19 protein-coding genes are annotated in these 24,118 nt (G+C 69.0%); 10 read left to right on the top strand and 9 right to left on the bottom strand.

Features of this window, described 5'->3' with window-relative positions; all coding sequences use genetic code 11:
• Positions 1 to 26 precede the first annotated feature (26 nt).
• The 4 genes from Q0Z83_RS42350 (at position 27) to Q0Z83_RS42335 (ending at position 3,833) form a co-directional block, all read left to right on the top strand.
• Positions 27 to 941, top strand: a complete 915-nt coding sequence (locus tag Q0Z83_RS42350; protein WP_317789065.1) for a pyridoxamine 5'-phosphate oxidase family protein — start codon at positions 27 to 29, stop codon at positions 939 to 941.
• A gap of 160 nt (positions 942 to 1,101) precedes the next feature.
• Positions 1,102 to 2,061: a polyprenyl synthetase family protein gene (locus tag Q0Z83_RS42345; RefSeq protein WP_317797275.1), complete on the top strand. Its 960-nt coding sequence runs from the start codon at positions 1,102 to 1,104 to the stop codon at positions 2,059 to 2,061.
• Between the two features lie 181 nt (positions 2,062 to 2,242).
• Positions 2,243 to 3,037, top strand: a complete 795-nt coding sequence (locus tag Q0Z83_RS42340) for an IclR family transcriptional regulator (protein ID WP_220147032.1) — start codon at positions 2,243 to 2,245, stop codon at positions 3,035 to 3,037.
• Between the two features lie 127 nt (positions 3,038 to 3,164).
• Complete coding sequence (locus Q0Z83_RS42335; protein WP_317789064.1) at positions 3,165 to 3,833, top strand: anti-sigma factor family protein; 669 nt, start codon at positions 3,165 to 3,167, stop codon at positions 3,831 to 3,833.
• On the opposite strand, the gene rarD is transcribed toward Q0Z83_RS42335, so the two are convergent.
• The 3 genes from rarD to Q0Z83_RS42320 all read right to left on the bottom strand — a co-directional run bounded on the left by rarD (position 3,830) and on the right by Q0Z83_RS42320 (position 7,237).
• Complete coding sequence (gene rarD, locus Q0Z83_RS42330) at positions 3,830 to 4,741, bottom strand: EamA family transporter RarD (protein WP_317789063.1); 912 nt, start codon at positions 4,739 to 4,741, stop codon at positions 3,830 to 3,832. The genes Q0Z83_RS42335 and rarD overlap by 4 nt on opposite strands.
• A gap of 93 nt (positions 4,742 to 4,834) precedes the next feature.
• Positions 4,835 to 5,227, bottom strand: a complete 393-nt coding sequence (locus Q0Z83_RS42325; RefSeq protein ID WP_317789062.1) for a phage holin family protein — start codon at positions 5,225 to 5,227, stop codon at positions 4,835 to 4,837.
• 228 nt (positions 5,228 to 5,455) lie between these two features.
• Positions 5,456 to 7,237: a type VII secretion protein EccE gene (locus Q0Z83_RS42320; RefSeq protein WP_317789061.1), complete on the bottom strand. Its 1,782-nt coding sequence runs from the start codon at positions 7,235 to 7,237 to the stop codon at positions 5,456 to 5,458.
• A gap of 266 nt (positions 7,238 to 7,503) precedes the next feature.
• Between Q0Z83_RS42320 and Q0Z83_RS42315 the strand changes: the two genes are divergently transcribed.
• From Q0Z83_RS42315 to Q0Z83_RS42300, 4 genes are all read left to right on the top strand, one after another.
• A complete protein-coding gene (locus tag Q0Z83_RS42315) occupies positions 7,504 to 7,821 on the top strand; it encodes a WXG100 family type VII secretion target (protein ID WP_317789060.1) in 318 nt (105 codons plus the stop codon).
• 16 nt (positions 7,822 to 7,837) lie between these two features.
• Positions 7,838 to 8,131 (top strand): WXG100 family type VII secretion target, encoded by a 294-nt coding sequence (locus Q0Z83_RS42310; protein WP_317789059.1) that lies wholly within the window; start codon positions 7,838 to 7,840, stop codon positions 8,129 to 8,131.
• 244 nt (positions 8,132 to 8,375) lie between these two features.
• Positions 8,376 to 11,657 (top strand): SseB family protein, encoded by a 3,282-nt coding sequence (locus tag Q0Z83_RS42305; RefSeq protein ID WP_317789057.1) that lies wholly within the window; start codon positions 8,376 to 8,378, stop codon positions 11,655 to 11,657.
• A 2-nt stretch (positions 11,658 to 11,659) separates the two neighbouring features.
• Complete coding sequence (locus Q0Z83_RS42300) at positions 11,660 to 12,022, top strand: hypothetical protein (RefSeq protein WP_317789056.1); 363 nt, start codon at positions 11,660 to 11,662, stop codon at positions 12,020 to 12,022.
• A 522-nt stretch (positions 12,023 to 12,544) separates the two neighbouring features.
• On the opposite strand, the gene Q0Z83_RS42295 is transcribed toward Q0Z83_RS42300, so the two are convergent.
• From Q0Z83_RS42295 to acs, 4 genes are all read right to left on the bottom strand, one after another.
• Positions 12,545 to 13,471, bottom strand: a complete 927-nt coding sequence (locus Q0Z83_RS42295; protein ID WP_317789055.1) for an alpha/beta fold hydrolase — start codon at positions 13,469 to 13,471, stop codon at positions 12,545 to 12,547.
• A gap of 66 nt (positions 13,472 to 13,537) precedes the next feature.
• Positions 13,538 to 14,032: a hypothetical protein gene (locus Q0Z83_RS42290; RefSeq protein WP_317789054.1), complete on the bottom strand. Its 495-nt coding sequence runs from the start codon at positions 14,030 to 14,032 to the stop codon at positions 13,538 to 13,540.
• Between the two features lie 114 nt (positions 14,033 to 14,146).
• Positions 14,147 to 16,504 carry an immune inhibitor A domain-containing protein gene (locus Q0Z83_RS42285; RefSeq protein ID WP_317797274.1) on the bottom strand — a complete coding sequence of 786 codons (2,358 nt, stop codon included), beginning with the start codon at positions 16,502 to 16,504 and terminating at the stop codon, positions 14,147 to 14,149.
• A 289-nt stretch (positions 16,505 to 16,793) separates the two neighbouring features.
• Positions 16,794 to 18,779, bottom strand: coding sequence for an acetate--CoA ligase (gene acs / locus Q0Z83_RS42280; protein ID WP_317789053.1), 1,986 nt, complete (start codon positions 18,777 to 18,779; stop codon positions 16,794 to 16,796).
• Between the two features lie 211 nt (positions 18,780 to 18,990).
• On the opposite strand from acs, the gene Q0Z83_RS42275 reads away from it, so the two are divergent.
• Positions 18,991 to 19,722, top strand: coding sequence for a Fic family protein (locus Q0Z83_RS42275; RefSeq protein WP_317789052.1), 732 nt, complete (start codon positions 18,991 to 18,993; stop codon positions 19,720 to 19,722).
• 20 nt (positions 19,723 to 19,742) lie between these two features.
• Complete coding sequence (locus Q0Z83_RS42270; protein WP_317789050.1) at positions 19,743 to 20,219, top strand: PH domain-containing protein; 477 nt, start codon at positions 19,743 to 19,745, stop codon at positions 20,217 to 20,219.
• Positions 20,220 to 20,603: 384 nt separating this feature from the next.
• Here the strand turns inward: Q0Z83_RS42270 and Q0Z83_RS42265 are convergent, their stop codons facing one another.
• A complete protein-coding gene (locus Q0Z83_RS42265; protein WP_317789049.1) occupies positions 20,604 to 21,401 on the bottom strand; it encodes an HAD family hydrolase in 798 nt (265 codons plus the stop codon).
• 351 nt (positions 21,402 to 21,752) lie between these two features.
• Entirely contained in the window at positions 21,753 to 22,913 is a 1,161-nt protein-coding gene (locus Q0Z83_RS42260; RefSeq protein WP_317789048.1) for a tyrosine-type recombinase/integrase, read from the bottom strand.
• Between the last annotated feature and the right edge of the window lie 1,205 nt (positions 22,914 to 24,118).

Below are 24,118 nucleotides of genomic sequence, written 5' to 3'. Positions count from 1 at the left end.
CGATCACGACCGTCTAACCTCGCCGCGTGTCTGATCCGACAGCGCTTCACAAAACCCTCCAGGCCTACCGGACATGTGAGTTCGCGACGCTGACCAAGAGCGGGGCGCCGGTCGCCTGGCCGACCTCCGGGCTGGTCCGCCCGGACGGCACGATCCTGCTCACCACCTCGCTCGGATACCCGCAGAAGGCCTTCAACGTCCGACGGGACGGGCGGGTGGCACTGCTCTTCTCCGACCCCACCGCGAGCGGTCTGAAGCAGCCCGAGCAGATTCTGGTACGGGGTGACGCGATCTGCCCGGACGAGGTCCACGTGCGGCCTGAGGGCGATCTGGCGGAGTTCTGGGAACTGCTGCTGGCCCGGCAGCCCCACTCGCAGTCCTACCTGGACTGGCCGATGACGGCGATGACCGATTTCTACTACATGCGATTGTTGATCACGATCACTCCGACCGAGGTGGTCCAGCGGCCGTTGCCCGTTCCGTCCCGGTCCAAGGTGACGTCGATGCTCGGCACCGAGGTGCTCGCGGGCTTCGACTCGGTGGTGCTGACCGCCGTCGACAAGTCCGGCGCCCCGGTTCTGCTGCGGACCACGGCGAGGGTGGCGTCCGGGGGGTACCGGATCGACGTACCGGACGACGTGCCGGTCGCCGAGGGCCCGGCCGGGTTGCTGGTGCATCGCCACGACGACAAGCTGTGGAACCTCTACAACGCGAGCGTGCGGGGCGAGTTGTTCGCCGACGGGGACGGCTGGCTGCTCAAACCGGACCGTCTCGTCGAACCCGGCGCCCGCCATAAGGGGAGCCCACTCGACCAGTTCCGCATCCTGCGGGAGACCAAGGCGGCCACCAAGCGGTACCTCGAACGTCGTGGGCTGGCCCGTCCGGTGATCCCGTGGGCGGACTATCGGGCGATCCGCTCCCGGGTCCGAAACGGCAGCTGAGAGGCCGTACCGCTGGTGTCGGATTTTTGATCTTGTCCCATGCCACCCTGGGACAGAAAGCGGTAGGGCCGTATGGCAAGGTGAATGCGTGGTGAGCACCGGTGATCTGACCCCGCGCGATCTCGCGCTGTCATCGCTGGGCCTCGACGTCGATCCCGCGATGGACGAGTCGGTGTCTGCGACGCTGGCCGCTGTGGAGGTTGCGCTGAGGGGCCATGTGGCCAGCGCCGATCCACTGGTGGCCGAGGCCGCGCGTCATCTTGCCGACGCCGGCGGCAAGCGGTTCCGGCCGCTGCTCGTCGCGCTCGGGGCGCAGTTCGGTGACCCGGAGTCGCCACAGATCGTCGATGCGGCGAATGTGGTGGAGCTGACCCATCTGGCCACGCTCTACCACGACGACGTCATGGATGAGGCGCTGGTGCGCCGTGGGGCGCCGAGTGCGAATGCGCGTTGGGGCAACTCGGTGGCCATCCTGGTCGGTGACTACCTCTTCGCCCAGGCCGCCGATCTGGCCGCCACCCTCGGCACCGAGGCGGTGCACCTGCAGGCGCAGACGTTCGCGCGACTGGTGCACGGGCAGATCGCCGAGACGGTGGGCCCGCGCGGCACCGACCCGATCGAGCACCACCTGCACGTCATCACCGAGAAGACGGCGTCCCTGATCGCCACGGCGGCCCGTTTCGGCGGGCTGTTCTCCGGCGCGCGCCCGGAGTTCGTGGAGGCGCTCGCCGGTTATGGCGAGACCATCGGCATCGCCTTCCAGCTCTCCGACGACCTGCTCGACATCGCCAGCGAGTCGGTCCAGTCCGGCAAGACCCCGGGCACCGACCTGCGCGAGGGTGTCCCGACGCTGCCGGTGTTCTACGCGCTGGCCGGCGACGACACCGACGCCTCCGCGGTCCGGTTGCGCGAGCTGCTGTCGGCCGGTCCGATCACCGACGACGAGCTGCACGCCGAGGCGCTGACGCTGCTGCGCGAGTCCTCGGCGATGAAACGGGCGCGGGAGACCGTGCGGTCCTACGCCGAGGAGGCGCGGGCCCGACTGGCTCCGCTGCCGGCCGGTGAGGCGAAACGGGCGATGGAAGCGCTCTGCGACTTCATCGCCGACCGCACGAACTGAGCTCTCTCAACCCTCTCGCCCACGTTTGCGTGGGTCAAAGCGGGCATTTCGGAGTTTCTCCACTGCGGACAGTTCCGTCGGTCGCACGCGCTGTGTAAATCGACCGTGATCCACTCCTGTTTGGCATTCCGTCCGAGGCCGATTGTTCATATGGTGTAAGTCCCTGGCCTCGGAGGTAGCTGTGCGTGACCCCCTAGCGGAGCCGTCAGATCTCATCCGGAGCGTTTCGCGTGCCCTGCGCGTGCTGGAGTCCGTGGGCCGGGCTCCGCGCGGACTCACCGTGAAACAGATCGCCCGTCGATGCGAGCTGACCGTCGCCACGACGTACCACCTCGTCCGGACGCTGGCCTACGAGGGCTACGTGATCCGGCGCGAGGACGGCACGTACATCGTCGGGCTCGAGATCGCCGATCGATACCGTGAGCTGGTCTCCGCCTTCCGTGGGCCACCCGCGGTCGGTGAGGCGCTGCGCCGGGCCGCGGTCGACAGTGGATACAGCCACTACCTCGGCCGGTTCGTCGGCGGGCGGATAGCGGTCACCGCCTCCGCCGAGGGCGCCCGCTCCCCGTTCATGGACGATGTGGCGCCCGGCTTCGACGAGGGTGGCCACGCCACCGCGCTCGGCAAGGCGCTGCTCGCCACGCTCACCCCCGACCAGCGTTCGCGCTATCTGCGTGATTACGGGATGCGGGCGTTCACCCCGGCCACCCTCACCACACCTGAGGCGCTGGAGGCCGATCTGGCCGCCGGTGAACGACGCGGCATGCAGATCGAGATGGGTCAGTTCCGGCAGGGTCTCGCGTCCGCCGCGGTGGTCGTCGTCGCCGACCGAGACATGGAGCGCCGCCTCGTTCTGGCCTGCTCGATGCCCGCGGCGGAGATGCTGACCTCGGCACGTGTGGTCCGGGCGAAGCTCACCGTGGCCGCGCGGAACGTCGCGGAAGCCCTGTCCGGAGGCGAGTCCGCAACTGCCTGAACGGGTGGTCGCTCTCCGAATTTGAGCCGCCACGGCTTGAGGTGGGGGTTTAAGGAATCGTTGAACCTTAGAGCCCGATGCCGCGTACCAGAGACCGGGAGAAGTGACCCGGTTGGAGGCGGTAGGAATGCGATGCGAGGACGGGCACGACGACGCCGCCTACGTCCTTGGCGCGCTGTCGCCGATAGAACGGGCCGCATATGAGCGTCACCTGGCAACATGCTCGTTCTGCCGGGAGGCGGTCGCCGATCTGGCGCTCGTGCCGGACATGCTCGACCGGCTCGACGCGGACGAGTTCGCCAAGCTGCTCGATCCCAGTCTGTCCAATCTGTCCCGGCCCGCGCATGCGCCGTCGTTGAAGAAAGTTCGGGCCCGGCCGATCCGGATCGTCAGTTCGATCGCGGCGCTCGTGCTCTTCCTCGTCATCGGGGGCGGGCTGGCGTACTGGGGACTGAACGCGGGTGACCCGACCAGCCCACCAGCCGGGCCGCCGATCGCGATGACGAAGGTCGACCCGGCGTCTCAGATCGCGGCCACCGTACGGATCACCAGCACCGGGGCCGGCAGCCGGGTCGAGATGGAATGTTCGTACAGCGATGTGGCCAAGCCGTACACGTTCCGGCTGATCGCCTACGGACCCGACGAGCAGACCGAACAGCTCGGGTCGTGGCTGGCCCAGCCGGGCAAGAAGTTCCAGATGCCGGCGGCCACCCACTTCACCCAGGGCAGCCTGTCCCGGCTCGAACTGGTTCGCTCCGACGACAAGGTGATGCTCGTCTACGAGCCGCAGAGCTAGGCGGTCATGGCCTGCGCGGCTCGGATCCGGGCCGCGTTGCGGACGCTGCGGATGCCGTCCGCGGTGAAGACGATCAGCGCCAGCCAGACCAGGCCGAACCCGGCGAGCCGGGCCGGTGGCATCGGCTCGTGGTAGATCAGCACCCCGACCGCGAGCTGGAGGATCGGCGCCACGTACTGAAGGATGCCGAGGCCGACCAGGGGCACCCGGTTCGTGGCGGCGGCGAACAGCAGCAGCGGGATCGCGGTCAGCACACCGGCGATCAGCATCAGTACGGTGTGCGTCGCCGAGACATGCCCGAACTTCGCCTCGCCGGACAGATTGAGCCAGGTCAGGAACGCCAGCGCCGGCAGCATCAGCACCGCCGACTCGACGAACAGGCCCTCGGCCGGCGGCAGTGACATCCGCTTCTTGATCAGCCCGTAGCAGCCGAACGAGGCGGCCAGGGTCAGCGCGATGTACGGCAGACGCCCGTAGTCGATGGTCAGGATCGCCACCGCCAGCCCGCCGATGCCCACCGCGGCCCACTGCAGCGGACGCAGCCGCTCACCCATCACCGTGACACCGAGCAGGACGACCAGCAGCGGTGTGATGAAGTAGCCGAGCGCGGTCTCCACCACCCGGGACGAGTTGACCCCGTAGATGTAGGTGCCCCAGTTGACGCCGATCAGCACGGCCGCCAGGGTGACCCCGCCGAGCAGCCGTGGAGTGCGCACCAGCCGTCCCAGGAACCGCCAGTTACGCATCACGGTGAGCAGCAGGGCCACGAAGACGACCGACCACACCACCCGGTGGGCCAGGATCTCCAGTGGCGGCGAGGGGCGCAGGAATTTGAAATAGATGGGGAAGAAACCCCACATCGCGTACGCCGTGAGGCCGTACACGTATCCGCGCCGCTCGTCGCTCATGCCCCCACCGTAAGGGCGGGGGCATGTTTCGGTCCTTGCAAATATGAAGCAGGTCACGAGGCCAATTCGGGCCTCCTGGCCTGCACTTGTGAATCAGTCTCCGTCCGGCACCAGCATGTTCAGCAGCCAGCTCACGACGCCGACCAGCAGCGCGCCGAGGACCGCGGGGAGGACGCCGTCCACGTGGAAGGCCAGGTCCAGCTTGTCCGCGATCCAGCTGGTGAGCAGCAGGAGCAGACCGTTGACCAGGACCGCCACCAGGCCCAGCGTGAGGACGTAGAGGCCGCAGCCGATGGTTTTGATGATCGGTCGGAGAACCGCGTTGACCAGGCCGAAGATCACTGCGACGGCGAGCAGTGTGCCCGCTTTGTTGGCGGCGGAGTCGGCGGTCAGCTCGATGCCGTCGATCACCAGAGTCGCGATCCACAGCGATACGGCGGTGATCACCAGCCGGATGAGGATGCCCATGGCCGGGAATCGTGCCATGGCCCGTCCACCTGTGGAAACGACACTCCGCGATCTTTGCCGGATCTATGCCGGCGCAGCCTCTTTGTTCGTGGCGCCGCACATGCTCTGTGGCGCGCCTTGCTTGATCTCTAGCGCCTTGCTTGGTCTATGCGCCTTGCTTGGTCTATGCGCCTTGCTTAATTTGTGCGCCTTGCTTGATTTGTGGCGCCTCGCTTGGTCTGGGTGCCTTGCTTGATCTATGGCGCCTCACGCCGGGGTCAGGGCCTGGCCGCGGGTCGGCTCGCCGATCAGGCTCTGCTCGATCGGTGTCTGGGAGAACACCGCCCACCGGACCGCCCGCCGGTTGATCACCGCGACCATGTCGGTGCGCATCCGGGGGAAGTACGACGCGGTCTCGCCCAGCCCCAGCGTGCCGCCGAGCAGTGTCGCCTCGGCCGGAGTCAGTCGCTGGAGCACCACCAGATCGGCCTCGGTGGCGTGCGGGACGTCCGGAGCGCCGAACTCGTCCCGGACCACCAGGGTGGTCTGCCAGCCCGCGTCCCGGGCCGGCTCCGGGCCGCCCGGGGCCGAGCCGGTGTCGAGGACGGTGAGCGTCGGGTGCCGAACCGAACCGGCCGGTGCCTCGAACGGGCGCCCCGGCGGCAGGATCGTGATCGCCTCCCCGGGCACCGCCGCACCCCGCGCGAACGGCTCCCAGGCGTGCGGCCGGGTCGTCCGGACCACGACCCGGGCCCCGGTCGCCATCGAACGGAACGCCAGCAACTGCGCGCCGGGTAGACCGCCGACCAGAAGCGCCCGGGTCGGCTCCGGCCGGAACAGCCGGATCAACACCGCGCCACCACCCTGGTTGCGGCCGATCATCAGGCCGGCCGGGCTGATCGGCAGCTCCGGAGCACCGATCTGCTTGCCGTCCACCGCCTCGCCGCCGAGCGGCAGGGTGGCGGCCAGGCCCGGCAGTTGAGCGCCCTCCAGGCGCCGCAGCCGCACTCGGTCGGTGGCGAGTAGGGTGCGCAACGCGCGGACCGCCGTGTCCAGCGCGGTGGCATCGGGGGCGGCGACCCGGACGAAGAGGCCGGTCGCGGTCATCGACACCGTGGTCGCGGCCGCCGGCAGATGCAGGATCCGGGTGATCAGATTGCCGGTGAGGTCGGACCCGGCGGCCGGCCGGCACCGGAACGTCGCCTGGGCCAGACCACCCAGGCGCAGCGACGACCAGGTCTCCCGGGCACTGTCCGAGCCGCCGGTCTCGGCGTTGGCCAGGTCCGCGATGGCGCGCAGCGCGGCCACCTCACCCAGCGGGCGGGCCAGCGACGGCCCGAGCCGGCGGGTCAGGCGACGGGTCATGCCGGCCAGACTGCGGTGCAGCTCGTCGTCGGACCAGCCGCCGGCCCGCGACACCCGCAGCGCCAGCACCGCCCGCAGATAGCTGAGCGAGCTGCCCTCGGCCAGAGTCCGGTAGGAGCTCTGCGCCGGCCCGGTGCCACCCCGGGCGGTCGGGGCCGAGACCGCGCTCAGCACCAGTTGGGCACGCACCCGAGGCTGGTCGCCGACGGCCTGGTCGCGGCCGGTGGCGTGGAGCAGGGCGGCGAAGGACGGGATGGCGGACGCCTCGTCGGCCGGGTCACCCAGCTCGATCAGAACTGTGAGCCCGGAGTCGTCGGCGAGGACCGCGGCCGTGGTGCCTGGCAGATCGAGGCTGGTCAGGCGGACTCGGGGTGCGGCGAAGGACAGCAGGGCCGTGCTGCTGCCGATCGAGGCGGAGCGGCGACGACCGGAATAGCGGGCCAACACCCCGAGCCACTGGAAGGCCCACCGGCCGCGCAACCGCAGCCAGGTCAGCGCCAGCAGCCCGGTCGCGACGATCACCGCCGGCACCATGGCCAGCCCGCCGGCCACCAGACCGGCCAACACCGTCGCCGCGGCGACCTGGGTGGCGACGACCTGCTCCGGGCGCGCGCCGAGGAACCGGCCATCACGGCGGGGGCGCAGCAGGGACTCGGTCATCGGAACCGCGCTCTCGGTGCTCATGAACCGTCCCTCCCCGTGGCCCGGCATCCATCTACCCACATGCGCGGCTCATCGTAGGGCAGTTATCCACAGCTCTACTGCCCGCGTGCGGAGTTATCCACAGGTTGGCGTCTCGGGGCAGACGGAGCTCGTACCGGGCCGCTAACGTCGTCGCTGTTATTTCGCGGCGGGCCGCCGGCCTGCTCGTGAGCGGCTAACCTGGTGGCCCGCGTCGATGCGACCGGTGGTCCACAACGGATCAGATTTGGGAAAGGGGTGACGTCAGGATGTCGCAGACTGAGAGCCAGTCCGCACAGATGGCGAGTACCGCCAACGAGTTCGAACGGATCAACGGTTCGCTCCAGAGCATGCTCAGCACGCTGATGCGGGAGCTGGAGGGCCTCAGCGCCGGGTGGAAGGGTCAGGGCGCGCTGGCGTTCGAGGACGTCAAGACGCGGTATGCGGGCGACCTCAAGCGGCTCAACGACGCTCTCGCCGAGACCGCCGAGGGTATCCGTACGTCCGGTGCCAGCTACGAGCGTTCCGACACCGAGGCCGCGTCCAGCATCGGCCGGACCGGCGGCCAGTTCACCCTGCCGCTCTGATCTACCGGAGGAAGTCATGAACGACGGACACCTGCTCGTCAACTTCAACTCGCTCCACCAGGCGCGCCTGGACATCGCGAAGGCGGTGAACAAGCTGACCGCCGACCTCGAGTACCTGGAGAGCGAGGGCAAGAAGCTGCAGGGCACCTGGTCCGGCGCGGCTCAGGATGCCTACGACATCCGCCAGCGCACGTGGCAGGCGGCCTCCAAGGACCTGCAGATCATCCTGGCCGAGATCGGTTCGGCGCTGGAGCGGTCGCACGACGACTACCAGGACACCGAGCGGGCCGCGGCCAACCGGTTCCAGTGAGCCGATGAGCCGATCGGGTCGCCCGTTCGCGTAAATGGCGTCGCCGGATCCCGCGGTTACCATCGGTTGTTGGGTGATCACATCGAGCCATCGGTGCATGCCGCGGGGCCCGGACGGCTCGTTTCCGGAGGCGTCGTAGGCCCAACCTGACGGTCAGCATGCCGCCGCCCATTGTGATTGTGGCCTGACCTTGTAGGTTATACGCGTTGAGTTGGCTCGTTGACACGCGTGGGGAGAGGTGGACGTGTCCGAGTGGGAACCGGCTACGGACGCCGAGGCTGCGATGCGCGATGCGTTGCGCACCGACGACCAGGAGTCCTACTTCCGCATTCTCGCCGGTGTCGACCTTCTGTTACCGGTCTCCGCTGAGGTTCTAGCCGGCACTGCGCCGATGGGCTGGGGCACGTGGAGTACCGGCGGTCGCACCCACGTGCTGGCGTTCACGTCGAACGCCGCGCTGCAGTCCTGCCTGGCCGACTACACCGGCTCGGCCCGCCGAGTGCCGTATTCGGAGTTGGCCAACACCTGGCCCAACCTCGAGTGGTGGCTCGCCGTCAACCCCGGTCTGCCGATCGAGGGCTACCTGCCGGCCTGGTTCGTGGCCCAGCTCGCCCGGGGCGACCTGCGGCTGCCCACCCGTGGCCCGGGTCGTGAGGCGCACCCCACCTCGAAGATCCAGGAGCTGGGTGCGGCCGCGCTGGCGGCCAGCCGGGCGGGTGGCGAGAGCGCGGTCGGTGGTCCGACCTACGAGCCCGAGCCGGCCGCGGCGACTGCCGCTTCGTCGGCTCCGACCGTCCCGTCGGCTCCACCGGCTCCGGTCAGTGCTCCGCCGGCCCCTCCGGTCGCTCCCGCGGTGGCCCCGATCCCCCCGGTGGGCAACACGCCACCGATGGGTCCGGGTGGGCTCCCGGTGCGTACCCCCAGCGGGACCTCGCCGAGCGGCCTGCCGGTGCGCAGCCCGTCCGCCCCGGCGGCGACACCTGCGGCCTATGCGCCGCCGCCCGCTCCGGCCGCCTATGCGCCGCCGGTCGCTCCAGCGGCCTATGCGCCTCCCGTGGTTCCGCCGGCACCGGCCGCTCCGCAGGTTCCGGCTGCTCCGCCGACGCGTGGCGGCGCCGGGATGGCCACTCCCGGCTGGGAGAAGCCGGGCATGCCGTTCCGGCCGGACGAAGACCCTCGCGGTCCTCTCCAAGACCTGGGCGCACCCCTACCGGTTCGTACACCGATGGCCAACACGCCGCCGGTGCCCGAGCACGTGACGCCCTACAACCCGGCTGAGGCCCCGGTCGACCCGGCCTGGGCCGGGAAGCAGGGCACACAGCCGGCCAGCGCGCCTCCCTACGCTCCGCCCGCCGGTGCCGCTCCGGCGAGCGCTCCGCCGGCAGGCGCTCCGTCCTTCGGTGGTCCCGGCGGTGCTCCGTCGTTCGGTGGTCCCGGTGGTGGGCAGTCCTTCGGCGGCCCGGCCGGTGCACCACAGTTCGGTGGGCCGCCTGCGAGTGCAGCGCCGATGAGTGGGCCGCCCGCGAGTGCGCCGCAGTTCGGTGGGCCGCCTGCGAGTGCGCCGGCCGGGTCCGGTCCCGGTGGTGCCCTGCCGCGGCGGCAGCCTGGGCAGTCGACCGGCGGCGGTCCGATGACCAGCATGGCCGGGTTCGTGCCGGCCTCGTCGAATGTCGCCAACGCCACCGGCGGCTCCGGTGCGGGTCCCGCGATCCGCCCGGCCGCTCCACCGCCCGGCGCTCCCGTGTCGGCGCCCCCGTCCTATGGCTCACCCACCCCGGGTTTCGGCGGATCGCCGTCGTCCACCGGGGGAGCGGCTTCGGCCTTCGGAGGGTCGGCGCCCGCCTTCGGTGGTCCGTCGGCGCAACAGGCGGTCAGTCCGGCTTCGGCTCCGGCTTTCGGAGGCCCGTCGGCGCAGCAACCGACCAGTCCGGCTTTCGGCGGCCCGCCAGCGCAGCAGCCGGTCAGTCCGGCTTCGGCTCCGGCATTCGGTGGCCCGCCGGCTCAGCAGCCGGTCAGTCCGCCCGCATCGGCTCCCGGCTCCGGTGGGCCGGGTGGGGCCCTGCCGCGCCGCCAGGTCACGCCGCCGTCCGAGCGGCCCACTTCGATGGCCGCCGCGGCACAGGCGCTCGGAGCCCGTACCCCCGCTGAGCCTCCGGCATGGGACCGTCAGGCCCCGCCGTCCGCCGCCGACCGTTTCGGGCCGTCAGGTCCGGCGCCGTCGATCACCCCTCGGCCGGAGGCCGAGTCGCCCGCGGCGACGACGATGACGAACCTGCTGCCGCCGGTGATCCCGGGTGCCGGTGGCGCCACCGCCTATCCGTCCGGTTCCGGTTCCGGTTACCCGGCCCCGGCCGCGCCGCAGGCGTACACCCAGCCCGCGCCCGGTCCGGCCTACGGGCTTCCGCCGCAGGGCAGCCCGGCGTCGGCGTATGCCACGCAGGCGTTGTCGGGCCCGGCCTTCGCGACCCAGGCGCTGCCCGTCGCAACCGGCGGTTACACCCCGACCGGCGCGTCCAACCTCGGCGTCTCCGGGTCGGCCACCGGTTCCCGGGGCCCGTCCGGCACGGATTTCGTGCCGGCCAACGAGGTCGAGCAGGAGTTGCAGGACGCCGCGGACACCGGCAACACCGACGTGTTCCTGTCCACGCTGCTGCTGGCTCAGGTCCTGGTGCCGGTCGCCAGCCACTCCCGTCCCGGTAGTGCGCCCGGCGAGTCCGGTTTCGCGTTCCTGCCGGAGGAGGTCGACGGCGAGCGCTACCTGATCGTGTTCACCAGCAAGGACCGGCTCTCCGATCACTTCGGCGAGCCGACCCGGACGGTCGGGGTCCGCTTCTACGAGCTGATTCGCAACTGGCCGGACCCGGCGTGGTCGTTCGCGGTGAACCCGGGCACTCCGGTCGGCGCCAAGTACCCCGGTGCGCAGATCATCGCGCTGGCCAACTGGGCCACCGAGGCCGGTCTCGGCGCCGAACCGGCCGAGGCGCCGGTGACCGAGACGCAGCCCGCCCCGGTGCCGGCGCCCCAACCGGCCAGCGACGAGGCCCAGCAGGCCACCGTCATGCAGAAGACGATCGCCGCCGAGCAGGTCGATTACTACCTCGACCGGGGTTACGACCGGGTGGCCGGTTTCGTGCACCGGGCGTCCGAGGTCGAGCACCTGAGTACCCCGGCCGAGTTGTTCGGTGCCCTCGGGCTCTACTACGACTCGTCACCGTTCCAGCCGGACGCCAAAGAGGCGTTCGTGTTGCGGTGGCCGGCGTATCGGCCGAGCCTCTACCGGATCCCCTACGGTGGCCAGAACGAGCAGGCTCTGCGCGCCATGGACGGCTGGGTGATAGAGCGTCCGCCGTTCCGTGGCAACGGATTCGCGCCGGGCGAGGGCCGGGACGTCATCGCCGAGTTCAAGGTGGACAGTGTCCGCCTGCCGCACGGCGCGCAGCTGTGGAGCATCGACGTGGACGGCAACGAGCGGATGATGGCGATCTTCGACGCGGACGGCCCTCAGTGGCGCCGGGTGGGTGAGTAACGATGCGCGACGGTTACGTGGTCACCTGGCAGGGCCGGGAGTACGACGCGGCCCCTGATGGCGACAATGTCCGCATCTACAGCGCCTCCCCGGGTGACGGCTTCGAGGAGACTAAGCCGGGCCGTTACGTCCGCGTCCTGGAACCGGACGAGTACGACGAAATGGCCTACGTCCGCACCCTGTGCACCTGGCGCGGCGAGCCGTTCATCGTCCTCGCCGAAGCCGATGCCTGGCTGCGTCTGGAGTACACGGGCGGCCGCGCGCCGGTGGCCCGCCAGCTCGGCCTCGAAGAGTTCGACTACGGCGTCTATCAGGGATGGGCTCCGGCCCACGAGGTCCGAGACCGCTACGAACACCGAATCTGACCCCATCTGGTACGGCCATCGGCCCCCAACCGCATCCACACGTCCCCGGACCTACCCCGCGAGGCTCCGGCCCCTCCGGGCCGAAGCGCGCCCGCCGGGCTGATGCGATGGTTGCCAGCCTGTGGATAACTCTGTGGAAAAGGTTGGGCTCCCCGCCTGGGAGGTGGGGAGCCCGTCGACCGTTCCCGGATGTTCGGCGACCTGAGGAGAGAAGGTAATGGTCGCCGCGCACCGGTGGGACGGCCGGAACCGGTCGTCACTCACGGGCGTTGCAGGGGATGCCCGGGAGTGACGCGGTGCCTTTGCCGGATGCCGGGGCCGATGACGAAAGGGGTTCGGCCCCGGCATCCGGAGATCGTGGCCGGCCCGGGTTGGGGGACCGGGCCGACCCTGATCTGGTGGGGATGGGTGGGGAAGTCACAGTCGGGAAGCGGTATCAACCGCAACCGACGGTGAGAATAGGACAGATTGATGCCCTAGTTGATCTATTAATGGCCACTTAAGGTGATCATAAGCGGAAAATCAGGACGGGGTTTTGAGCCACCTGAGGATCTCGCCGGTCACCACGTCCGGGGCTTCCTGGTGCAGGAAGTGCCCGGCATCGGGCAACAGCCGCCACTCGTACGGGGCGGTCACGTAACGTCCGGAACCCTGCGCGGTACGGGGCAGCACAGCCGTGTCCAGCGCACCGTGCAACTGAAGTGTCGGCACACTCGACGGGCGCTGCATGAGCTTCACGAACCGGTAGCCCTGGAGCCGCAACGCACTCCGGGCCACCCAGCGGTACGCCTCCAGGGCGCAGAACGACGCCTGCGGGATCTGCATGGCCTCTCGGCAGCGCGCCACATAGTCGTCGAACTCCGGGGTGGCCGCCCAGCGCGGGCTGCTCCACCTGGTCATCAGCTCGCCGACCAGGGCCGCGTCGTCACGCGTCAGCACGTGCTCGAAGCGGGGCACCTGGAAGCGCACGACAGTCGACGAGGCGGAGAGCTGCCCCCGCGGGTCGGCGAAGAGCGCGGCCCGCAACCGCAGCGGATGGGCGGCACCGAGCACCACGAGCCTGTTCACCAGCTTGGGGTGGAACGAGGCGGCGGCCCAGCCGATCATGCCGCCCGCGCCGGCTCCGACCACGGTCGCCGACCGCTCACCGAGGGCGCGGATCAGGCCGGTGACGTCGGCGGCCATCGTGTAACCGTCATACCCCCGCGGGGGTTTGTCGCTCGCACCGTAGCCACGCAGGTCGATCGCCGCCGCCCGGAAACCGGCGTCGGCGACCCGGACCATGATGTCGTGCCAGGCCCACCAGAACTCGGGGAAGCCGTGCAGGAAGAGAACGAGCGGGCCGGTGCCGACCTCAGCGACGTGGAACCGGGAGCCGTTGGCGCCGACGAAACGGTGCGACCACGGCCCCTCCGTCAGCACGCACGACTCGTCCACCCGACCACCCATGTCGTAAGCCTAGGCTCCGCTGTCACGGACGACGTCGAACGGTGGTGAAATGGAGCCACACCGTGATCATTTGACCGGGTCGGCCTCGGTCATCGCCATCAACGTGCCCGGCCCGCAGTAGATGCGCAGCGGGGTCGTCTCCAGCTTCACCTTCACCCGGGAGCCTTGGGCCAGTTCGATGCCGGCGGTGGAGTAGAGGGCGTACCGCTGGCCGTCGTCGGCGATCAAGCCGTAACACGGACCCTTGCCGCCGCGAGTGACCATCCCGGCCACCCAGCCGGTGTTCGGCTGCTGGTCGGTGGGCTCCTTGGGCGGCTTGTCGGTCAACGTGATCGTCGGCAGTGGCTTCCCGGTGGGCGGCGTGCCCGCGGGCGTCGTCGACTCGGTGGTCGGAACGGGCGCCGGGGGCGAGGAGGGGGCCGTGGAGGGCACCGGAGCGCTGCCGGGGGAGGACACCGAAGAAGAGGGCGTGGCCGGTGAGCCCGAACTGTTCGCGCAACCGGCGATGATCGCCCCGGCCACGACGGCCAGGCCGATCCGGAACGTTGCTTGAGTGCGCATGAAGCTCATCCTTCCCGCGTAAGGCGTAGAAGATAGGACGAATCGCGGGTGTACCCGGTTCCGTGAAACACGAACGGCGCCCGGGTTGCCCCGGGCGCCGTTGTCGTACGTGGATCAGTAAACGGCCACCGTCATCGAGGTGCCGACCTGGCTCAGGACGGCCAGCTTGACGCCGACGGCGGGGAGCTTGACGCCGTGGTTCGGCAGCTCCTCGTAGAAGTACTTGTCCTTGTCGTTGAAGATCGGGTCACCGAACTGCGGCTTGATGACCGACTTCGCGCCGTTCAGGTGCAGGGTCATTCCGTCAGTCGGGTAGAGGCTGAACGGAGCGTCGTACACCTGGACCCGGGCCCGCCACGGGACACCGGTCGGGTTGAGGACCGGCTTCGGGTGAGCGTCGATGTACAGGTTGCGGCCCGTACCCGGGTGCTCGTTGGTGTTGTTGTCGACCTGCGAGGTGTCCCAGTACGAGATCAGCAGACCGGTCTGGTAGTTGTAGTGCTCCACCCAGTCCGGCTTGGTGTTCGCGAAGCCGAAGTTGTACGGGCCGGTCGCCAGGTACTTGTCGTACGAGGTGTAGCTGCGGTAACCGGCGATGTAGTAGTTCGGGTAGTTCGCGGTGCTGGTGGCACCCACGATCGAGAACCCGTTCGCGGTCCAGGTCGAGGTGCCCTCGGCGCCCTCGGTGGAGACGACCGCGCCATCGGCGGTGATGGTCAGCTCGTCACCGAAGAAGCCGCCCTCGGAGACACCACCATCGGTCACGTAGTGCAGGCGGAAGTCGAACTTCTGACCCGCGTACGCGTTCAGCGGCACGTTGACGTCGACCCAGGCGCCGTTGGAGGAGCCACTGATCGCCGGAGCGCCCGCGCCGTCCTTGACGAACGGGGCACCGCCCGCGGTGCCGTCGAGCTTGGTCCAGTTCGCGCCACCGTCGGTCGACACCTCGGCGTAGAGGTAGTCGTAGTCGAGCTCGATCGCGTACCGGCCCTTGAGCGAGACGCTGCCCGAGGTCTTGCCGGTGAGGTCGATCGACTTCGACAGCGAGACGTTCAGGTCGTCGGCGTTGCCGGAGAAGAACTGCTTGCTGCCGGCGAACGGGGCACCCAGGTCGGTGGTCACCGGCTTGTCCGGCAGGTTGACCACGATGGCCTGCTTCTTCTTGGTGTTGTACTCCTCGGGGCCGAGGTTGACGACCTTCTTCTGGCCGGCCTTGACCGTCTCGTAGTTCAGCCACCCGAGCTGGAGCTTGTTCCACGCGCCCAGGTCGCCCGGCCGCGTGCCGATGCCCTGGTCGTTCTTGGCGCTGAGACGGCTCTGCGCCATCAGCGTCCAGTACTCGCTGTTGTTGTCGCCCAGACCACTGGTGTCGTAGTCGTCCGGCAGACCGAGGTCGTGGGTGTACTCGTGAACGAAGACGCTGAGGCCGCCGTTCTCGGGCTGGACGGTGTAGTCACCGACCCACAGGTTGCTGCTGCCGACCTTGGCGCCACCGAGCTTGTTGAACGCCGGGCCGGTCACGCCGGCGCTGCTGGAGTAGGCGTACCAGCGGTGGCTCCAGATCGCGTCCTCACCCTGGTACGGGTCGCCGTCGGCCTGGTCGCCGCCGGAGTGGACGATCTGGAAGTGGTCCAGGTAACCGTCGGGCTCGTTGAAGTTACCGTTGCCGTTGTAGTCGTAACGGTCGTAGACGTCGTACTCGGCGAGCGCGGCGTTGACCTGGGCCTCGGTCTTGCCGGCCGCAAGCTGGTCCGCGTACCACTGGTTCACGCCGTCCTTGACCAGCTCCCACACGTTGGTGCAGTTGCTGCTCGCGCAGACGGCGGGGTCGTCACCGTTGGCGTCGGTCGGGTTGTCGCTGGACCGGCCGTACCGCGCCTCGTTGTACTTGACCTTGACCCAGTCGGAGACCTGGCCGTCGACGCTGTAGCGACCCGAGGACTGCTCCTCGAAGTAGGTCTTGACCGACTCGACGTTCTTGCCGGTGCCGAAGTACAGCTTCCGGAAGTAGTCGGGCGAGTAGTCCGCCTGCCAGATGGTGGAGTTGTCCACCTTCCGGTCCGGCTCCGGAATCGCGTTGTGCAGCGGGCCCTCGAAGGTCGAGGGGCCGGCGAACTGCGTCGTCGTGTCCTTGTCCGGGAAGTTCGGGTGCCGCTCGTTACCGAACTCGGTCAGGATGACGAAGATCTTGTCGGTCTTCTCCCGAGCCAGTTCGACGTACTGGTTCTTGCCCGGGTGCCCGAAGCCGCCGTTTCCATAGGTCTTGCCCAGGTTGACGACCCGGCTTCCGTTCACGGTCTCGACCTTGGCCTTGCCGCTGACCACCTCGGAGACCGCCTGCTCGCGCAGGGCGCGGCGCTTCTCTTCGAGCGGGTTGGGCATGTCATGGTCGTCGAGGTGAGCGGATTCGCTAGCGGGCGCAGCCGGGGCTGAGTCCGAGGGTGGCGCCGCCACGGCCATCATCGGTGCCATCGCACCGACGCTGGACACGACCACGGCGCCGAGCAGTCCTGCGACCACCTTGCGCACTACGTTTACCTCCGCTTTCGCCAGCCGGATCACTGGGGTACGGGCGTCCGGCGTGAAACGGTCCCGTCGTTCGGGACTCAGGTGAACGTATGCAAACCAAACGATGTTCGGGGATCACCAAGCATATTGATGACCAATGGTTACCCAATATGGTCCGGCCATAGCACGGGGACCGGCAAATACGACAAAAGGCTGGTGACATAGTTCTGTCACCAGCCTTTATTAATCGTCGTCAGTCTTCCGGTTTGGCCGTCTTCAGTCCCGAGGAGATCAGATCCATCACGGTTGAGTCCTGAAGTGTCTGGACGTCACCGAGCGACCGGTTCTCCGCCACGTCACGCAGCAGTCGCCGCATGATCTTTCCGGACCGGGTCTTCGGCAGTTCGGGAACGAGCATGATCTGACGCGGCTTGGCGATCGGGCCGAGTGTCTTGGCCACGTGGTCGCGCAGATCCTTGATCAGTGCCTCGCCGGCATCGCCCGAAGTGTCCACATTGCCCCGCGGAATGGTGAACGCGACGATCGCCTGGCCCGTCGTCGGGTCGGTCGCGCCGACCACCGCCGCCTCGGCCACCGACGGGTGCGACACCAGCGCCGACTCGACCTCGGTGGTGGAGATGTTGTGACCGGACACCAGCATCACGTCGTCGACCCGGCCGAGCAGCCAGAGTGCGCCGTCGTCGTCCTTCTTCGCACCGTCACCGGCGAAGTAGATCCACTCGTCACCGACACCCGCACCGGCGCCGAACCGCGACCAGTACGTGTCCAGGAACCGCTGGTCGTCGCCCCAGATCGTGCGCAGCATCGACGGCCACGGGTCACGCAGCACCAGGAAGCCGCCACCGCCGTTGGGCACCGACTGGGCCTGGTCGTCGATCACGTCCGCGGTGATGCCGGGCAGCGCGGTCATCGCCGAACCCGGCTTCGCGGCGGTCACACCGGGCAGCGGCGAGATCATGATCGCGCCGGTCTCGGTCTGCCACCAGGTGTCCACGATCGGGGTCCGCTCCCGGCCGACGTGCTCCCGATACCAGATCCAGGCCTCCGGGTTGATCGGCTCACCCACACTGCCGAGGACCCGCAGCGACGACAGGTCGTACTTGGCGGGGATGTCGTCGCCCCACTTCATCATGGTGCGGATCAGGGTCGGCGCGGTGTAGAGGATCGACACCTTGTACTTGTCGACGATCTGCCAGAACCGGCCTCGGTCCGGGGTGTCCGGCGTGCCCTCGTACATCACCTGGGTCGCGCCGTTGGAGAGCGGGCCGTAGACGATGTACGAGTGCCCGGTCACCCAGCCGATGTCGGCGGTGCACCAGTAGACGTCGGTCTCCGGCTTCAGGTCGAAGACGGCGTGGTGGGTGTACGACGCCTGGGTCAGGTAGCCACCGGTGGTGTGCAGGATGCCCTTCGGCTTACCGGTCGTGCCCGAGGTGTAGAGGATGAAGAGCGGGTGCTCCGAGTCGAACGGCTGCGCCTCATGCGAAGGGCTGGCCTGCTCGACCGTCTCGTGCCACCACTTGTCCTTGTCGGTCCAGGCGACCTCCTGGCCGGTCCGGCGGACCACGAGCACGTGCTCGATGCGGTTGGTACGGGCCACCGCCTCGTCCACGGTCGGTTTCAGTGCCGACGGCTTGCCCCGGCGGTAGCCACCGTCCGCGGTGATCACCACCTTGGCGTCGGCGTCGTCGATCCGGGTGGACAGCGCGTCCACCGAGAAGCCGCCGAACACCACGCTGTGGGTGGCGCCGATCCGGGCGCAGGCCAGCATCGCGACCGCGGCCTCCGGGATCATCGGCAGGTAGATCATCACCCGGTCGCCCGCGGTCACACCGAGGTCGGTCAGGGTGTTGGCCGCCTGGCTGACGAGCTTCAGCAGCTCGGCGTAGGTGACGGTACGGGTGTCGCCGGGCTCGCCCTCCCAGTGGATGGCGACGCGATCACCGAGGCCGGCCTCGACGTGCCGGTCCACACAGTTGTAGGCGAGGTTCAGTTCGCCACCGACGAACCACTTCGCGAACGGGGGGTTCGACCAGTCCAGGATCTGGTCCCACGGCTTGCTCCAGGCCAGACGCTCGGCCTGCTTCGCCCAGAAGGCGAGCCGGTCGTCGGCGGCCTCCTGGTAGGCGTCGGCCTGCACATTGGCGTTCGCCGCAAGGTCGGCGGGCGGCGGGAACTGCCGCGTCTCCGAGGACAGGTTCTCCAGTGTCTCGCTCATGAGGGCGGCTCCTCTGCCGTGACCGGGGTCTCTATTCCTGCACACTAGTTGCGCCGGTAGGCCCGGCGAAGGTTTGCACGCCAGCCCGCGCTCGATGGTGTCGTGCGCGCGCCGACTGGCGAATCGATGCTCACTACTGCGCGAATCTTGCCAGTTCCGCGCTCGTTTGTGCACCCCAGGTTTCCGTACTTTTACCGGTTACCGTGTTCACGTGGATCCACTTGCCCCGTTGCTCGACCTCGCGGATGTCGCGCCCGCCTTCGCGAGCGCACGAGAAGCCGTCGACGCCGCCCACAAACACCGCGCTCTGCGCCGGCACGGCGGCCAGGTGGCCGCAGAGGCCAGCCTCCGGGCCGCGGTCGCCAGCGCGGCTCTCGAAGGCAACACCTACGACCTCGATGAGGTACGCGGCGGAACCGTCACCGATCCGGTCGTGCAGGGCGCCCTCCGCGTCGCCGAGTCGCTACCGGGCCTGGTCGACCTCTGGCCCCGCGCGCCCCGTCAGGTGCTCGCCAAACTGCACGTGCTCGCCGCCCGCGGTGTCGTCCACGAGCACGACCTCGGGCGCCTGACCTCCGGGGCGGAGCGGATCGACGCGCTCGCCGGTCTCGTCGCCGGCAACGAGACCACCCCGCCGATGCTGCTCGCCGCGATCGTCCACGCCGAGCTGATCACGCTGCGCCCGTTCGCCGGCCCGGCCGGTGTGGTCGCCCGCGCCGCCGCCCGTCTCACCCTGACCGCCCGCGGCTTCGACCCGCGCGGCCTGGTCGTGGTCGAGGCCGGCCACCACTCCCGCGAGCCGGAGTACGTCGGGTCGGCCGGCGCCTACGCCACCGGAACCCCGGACGGTGTGCGGTCGTGGCTGCGGCACTATGCCGCGGCGATCACGGCCGGTGCCCAGGAGATCAGCGTGATCGGAGACGGTGTCCTGGCCGCCGTCTGAACGGCGGCATACTTCTCTGCGTGGGTTCGCACTGGGTCCGTCCCTATCCGCCGGGTGTCGGCCGCTGGCTTGTGATCATCTGGGAAGCGGTCGCACTGGCACTGCTCACATGGGCGTCCATCCGACAGTTCGACCTGATCGGGCACGGAGTGCGTGCCATCGCCGTGGTGCTCGCCGCGGTCTGGGTGATCGGCGCCTGGCGGATCATCCAGCACGGTGTCTACGTCAGCAGTGAGGGCGTGCTGATCCGTGGGCTGCTGCGGTCGCGCATCCTGCGCTGGCGGGAGATCGCCGGGGTGCACCTGCATCAGGCCACCCATCGGGTCGGGCGCTGGGAGCTGCAGCGGGACACCACGGTGCTGATCGAGCGGCATGACGGCGCCACGGTGAACACCGAACTGTGGGCCCAAGGGGTCGACTTCCACGCCCGGCCGAAGCTGTTCCGAGCCGTCTACCAGGAGATCCGTAACCGGCACCGGGCGGCTGGGAAAGCCTGAGAAACCGAAGAGCCGGCGTCCCTCGCGGGGGCGCCGGCTGTGCGCGTCCGGACCGGGTTAACAAGCGTGCACCTGGGTCGTTGTCGACGGTCCAGCGCCCCGCAGGGCGGAGGTCCCATCGCAACGTGCCTGCCGTGGCTGATCGCGCGTGGGTTCCCGGTGGCCGTGCACGGTGCCCGATGTTTCCGGGCCCGCGACTCATTTCTACGCCGCTCGTCGCTTGATCGCCAGATTTCAGCGGGAAAGGTGGCCGAAAGGGAAATACTCAGACCAATAGCCGGGGAACCACCGGATAAGCCCGGCGGTCGCGTTTCGGCCTGGAGTGGTTGATCACGTCGCGTGGACAGCCACGGTGCTCTTCGTAGCCGTACCGAATAAGGGGTTTCAAGCGACCGCGCGGGATCGGCGGTGGCGACCGTAAAGGGCCACGCCGATGGCGACGCCCACGCCGACGCCGAGCGCAGCGGCGACCGGCACCGCCGGGCGGTCGCGAAGGCGGCGACCGAGCGGTACGGGATGGCGGAACTCCAGGATCGGCCAGGAGCGCAGGGCGGCCACCCGGCGCAGCGCGCGGTCCGGATTGACGGCGCTGGGATGGCCGACCGCCTCCAACAGCGGAAGATCGCTGCTGGAATCCGAGTAGGCGTAGCACTCGGAGAGGTCGTATCCGCGCTCGTCGGCGAGCCGCTGGACGCCGGTGACCTTGGCCGGGCCGGCCGCGTAGAACTCCACCGCGCCGCTGTAACGCCCGTCGACGATCGCCATCCGGGTCGCGATCACGTCGGTGATGCCGAGTAGCGCGCCGATCGGGCGGACCATCTCATCACCGGAAGCTGAGACGAGCACCACATCTCGGCCCGCGGCCTGATGTTCGGCGATCAACGCGGCGGCTTCCGCATAGACATACGGATTGATCAGAGTCCCGAGGGTCTCGGCGACGATCTGCTGCACCTGCTCGACCCGCCAGCCCTTGCACAGGGCGGCCATGTAGTCACGAGTGCGGGCCATCGACTGCTCGTCGGTGCCGCCACCCAGCCGGAACATCAACTGGGCATAGGCGGTCTTCACCACGTCACGCCGGCTGATCAGGCCATCCCGATAGAACGGCCGTCCGAAGGCCAGCGCACTGGACTTGGCGATGACGGTCTTGTCGAGGTCGAAAAAGGCGGCGCTCAGCCCCACGGGCCGAAAGTGTAGCCGCACCACACCCGAACCCGTTGTCCCGCACGCGTGACGCGCCCTGCGGTGACAGCCTGTGAAATCGGTCAGACGGGTAGGACCCGGGCCAGTCGGCGACAATCGGTACTCGACGCGGAGCGTGATCCTGAGGCAAACTTGTGTTTGCTATGAGGTGTGTGTTGTTCCCGCTTCAACCAGTGACCTACAACTAGGTGATTTCAGGCCTCGGTGATCGCGCCCCCCGCGATCACCGGGTGATTCGGCTCGACCCCCCCCGGAGCCGAATCCCAGGACGGCCCCCGTCTCCCCCGACGGGGGTCGTTCCCTATCCGGGACCGACCCCCGATCGTGCTCCTATGCAGGTAGCGGCAGAGCCGCCCCGCCATCGTCGTCCTCGTCCGAGCGGTCCGAGGCCGGAAAAGTCAGCAGATCGTCAGCAGAGGGGTCGAAAACGCCCCGTACAAGCGCCTGATAGTCGGTCGGGGCGTGGGTGTAGCGGTCGAGGGTCGTGGACGCGTTGGCGTGCCCCATGACCTTCTGGACGGCGTTGACAGGTACGCCCTCGGAGATGAGCCACGTCGCGTAGGAGTGGCGCAGGTCGTGAAACCGAAGGGTCGTCGGCAGGCCGGAGCGGGCCAGCGCGAGATTCCACACCTCCCGGCGGAAGTTGCCCCGGAGGATCGGTGTTCCGTGCCGGGTCGGGAAGACGAGGTCGGTAAGCGCGGGCCGTTCGCGGAACCGTCCGAGGTGGGCGCATAGCTCTGCCGTCAAGAACGAGGGGAGCGGCGCGGTGCGAACACCTGCCTTCGTCTTCGGGTACGGCCGGAGGGTCACGCCATGGGGCGTCTCCTCGGCGACCTGGACCACGCGCACCGTGGCCGCGTCGAGGTCGAGTGCGCTCCACGTCAACCCGGCGCATTCACCCCAGCGCAGACCTGCTCCGGCTGCCAGACAGACGATGGCCTTGTGCCGGACGGAAACGGCCGGCAGCAGCTTGCCGAAGAACTCGTCGCGGGTGATGGCCGAGGAGCGCTGGGCGGCCTCGCGTGCCTCCCGGCGCACCTTCACGCCCTCGGCCGCGTTGTACGGCAGAATGCGCGCCCGGACCGCTGTGGCCAGGATGGCCTTCAAGAGGCCGTAGCACTTGGAGACAGTGGGCGGAGCGAGTTTGGTGCCCAGCTCCACCACCCACTCCTGAACCGACATGTAGTCGATCTGCGCGAGCTGCAAAGCGCCCCATCGGGGAACGAGATGCGTCCGCAGGAGCGACATCGTGCGCTCGGCCGTCCGGGCCTCGACCTCCCTACCGAGGAGCCATCGCGCGGCGAAATCAGCGAACCGGACCTTGCCCGCGTCCGGATCGACGTAGGTGCCCCGGTGCTTGCTGCTCTCGACCTCGGCAAGGTGGGCATTGGCTGCCTTCTTGGTCTTGAACGTCTTGGCTTTCTGCTTGCCGGACGGGTCGCGCCAGTTGGCACGCCAGTTGCCCGAAGGGGTTGAGATGACGTGACCCACGGTGATGGATCTCCTTCGTGTTGTGGGTAGCGGGTAGCGGCCCGCGTGGGTGTCTGTCCCGCTGTTTCTGGGGGTTGGTGCGGGGTTGGTGGCGGGTGCCGCTACCCGCTACCTCGGGCTGTTCGTGCTGATCAGTTCGGCCGAGGCAGGTAGCGGCGGGGGTAGCGTTTCCGCTACCTTTCGGCGTTCCGTTACCCCTGCCGCTACCTCTGTGAGCGAGGCAGGGGCGTGACTCTGCGCTACCGTGATCGCCGTGTAGAGCGGGTGTCGGTAACGCCGTGAGGGGTGCCGGGTCGGGGCGGTGTCGGCGGGTCGATGCGGCGGCCCGGTTGCGGTCGCGGCGGTCGCGGCCCGGTGAGGCGTCTTTTCCGGCCGTTCGTGACGGGTGGCAGGTTGGCCGCGACGCACGGCCGGCGGGTGGTCGTGCTGGCTAGGCCGGTCGCGGTGGTGGTCGCGTCGCCGCGACCGGTCGCGGACGGCCCGCGCCCGTGGCCGGTCGTGCGGGTGGTGAGGTGGTGTAACTGTCGCGCGGGTGTCTCATGCGACGTGAGACAGCAGGCGGGGGCGGTCTTCGCGCGGGCGCGCGAGGAGGGACAGGGTGAGACAGTCACGGTCAGTGCGCGGGCTGGTGGCCTAGCTAGCGGCTGGGCGGAGTGGCGTGGATCGCCGTGGGGACCGGTTCCGGGTGGTCGTGTGGTTTGGCCGCGATGCCGCTAGGTCGCTGGCAGAGGCCGCGAGGCCCCACCCTCGCGGCCCTGCGATGCATCGCGGTCTAACCCGCGATGCATCGCGGCGAGTGGCCCGCTGAATTCGTCACGGTCGGTGCGTGGTGCTGTGGCCTAGCTAGCGGCTGGGCGCACTGTTGTGAACCGCCGTGCGGGCCGGTTTCGAGGGGTTGGGCGGTTTGGCCGCTAGGCCGCTAGATCGCTGCTCAGAGGGGCAAGGGTGGGGCTAGCGGTGCCGCTAGGCCTAGCGGCGGTAGGGGCTAGGCCTAGCGGCTACCGGCTCCCGAGATATCACGGAAAGTGATTGGATTGCTGGTCCGTCTAGCAGGCGGCGGAGAGGGCGGGAATTGCCTTCCGGGGCGGTTCTCGGGGCCATGGTCGATTGGCCTGCTATCCGCTATCAACCTGATCAACGCCCGGATCGGGTGCTAGCGGAGGTGCTAGCGCTAGCAGGGGTGGTTGCTAGCGCTAGCACCTTCA

The sequence above is a fragment of the Actinoplanes sichuanensis genome (assembly GCF_033097365.1).
Classification (GTDB): Bacteria; Actinomycetota; Actinomycetes; order Mycobacteriales; family Micromonosporaceae; genus Actinoplanes; species Actinoplanes sichuanensis.
Note: the sequence above shows the minus strand (reverse complement) of the source record. Positions and strands in the feature narration are given on the sequence as shown.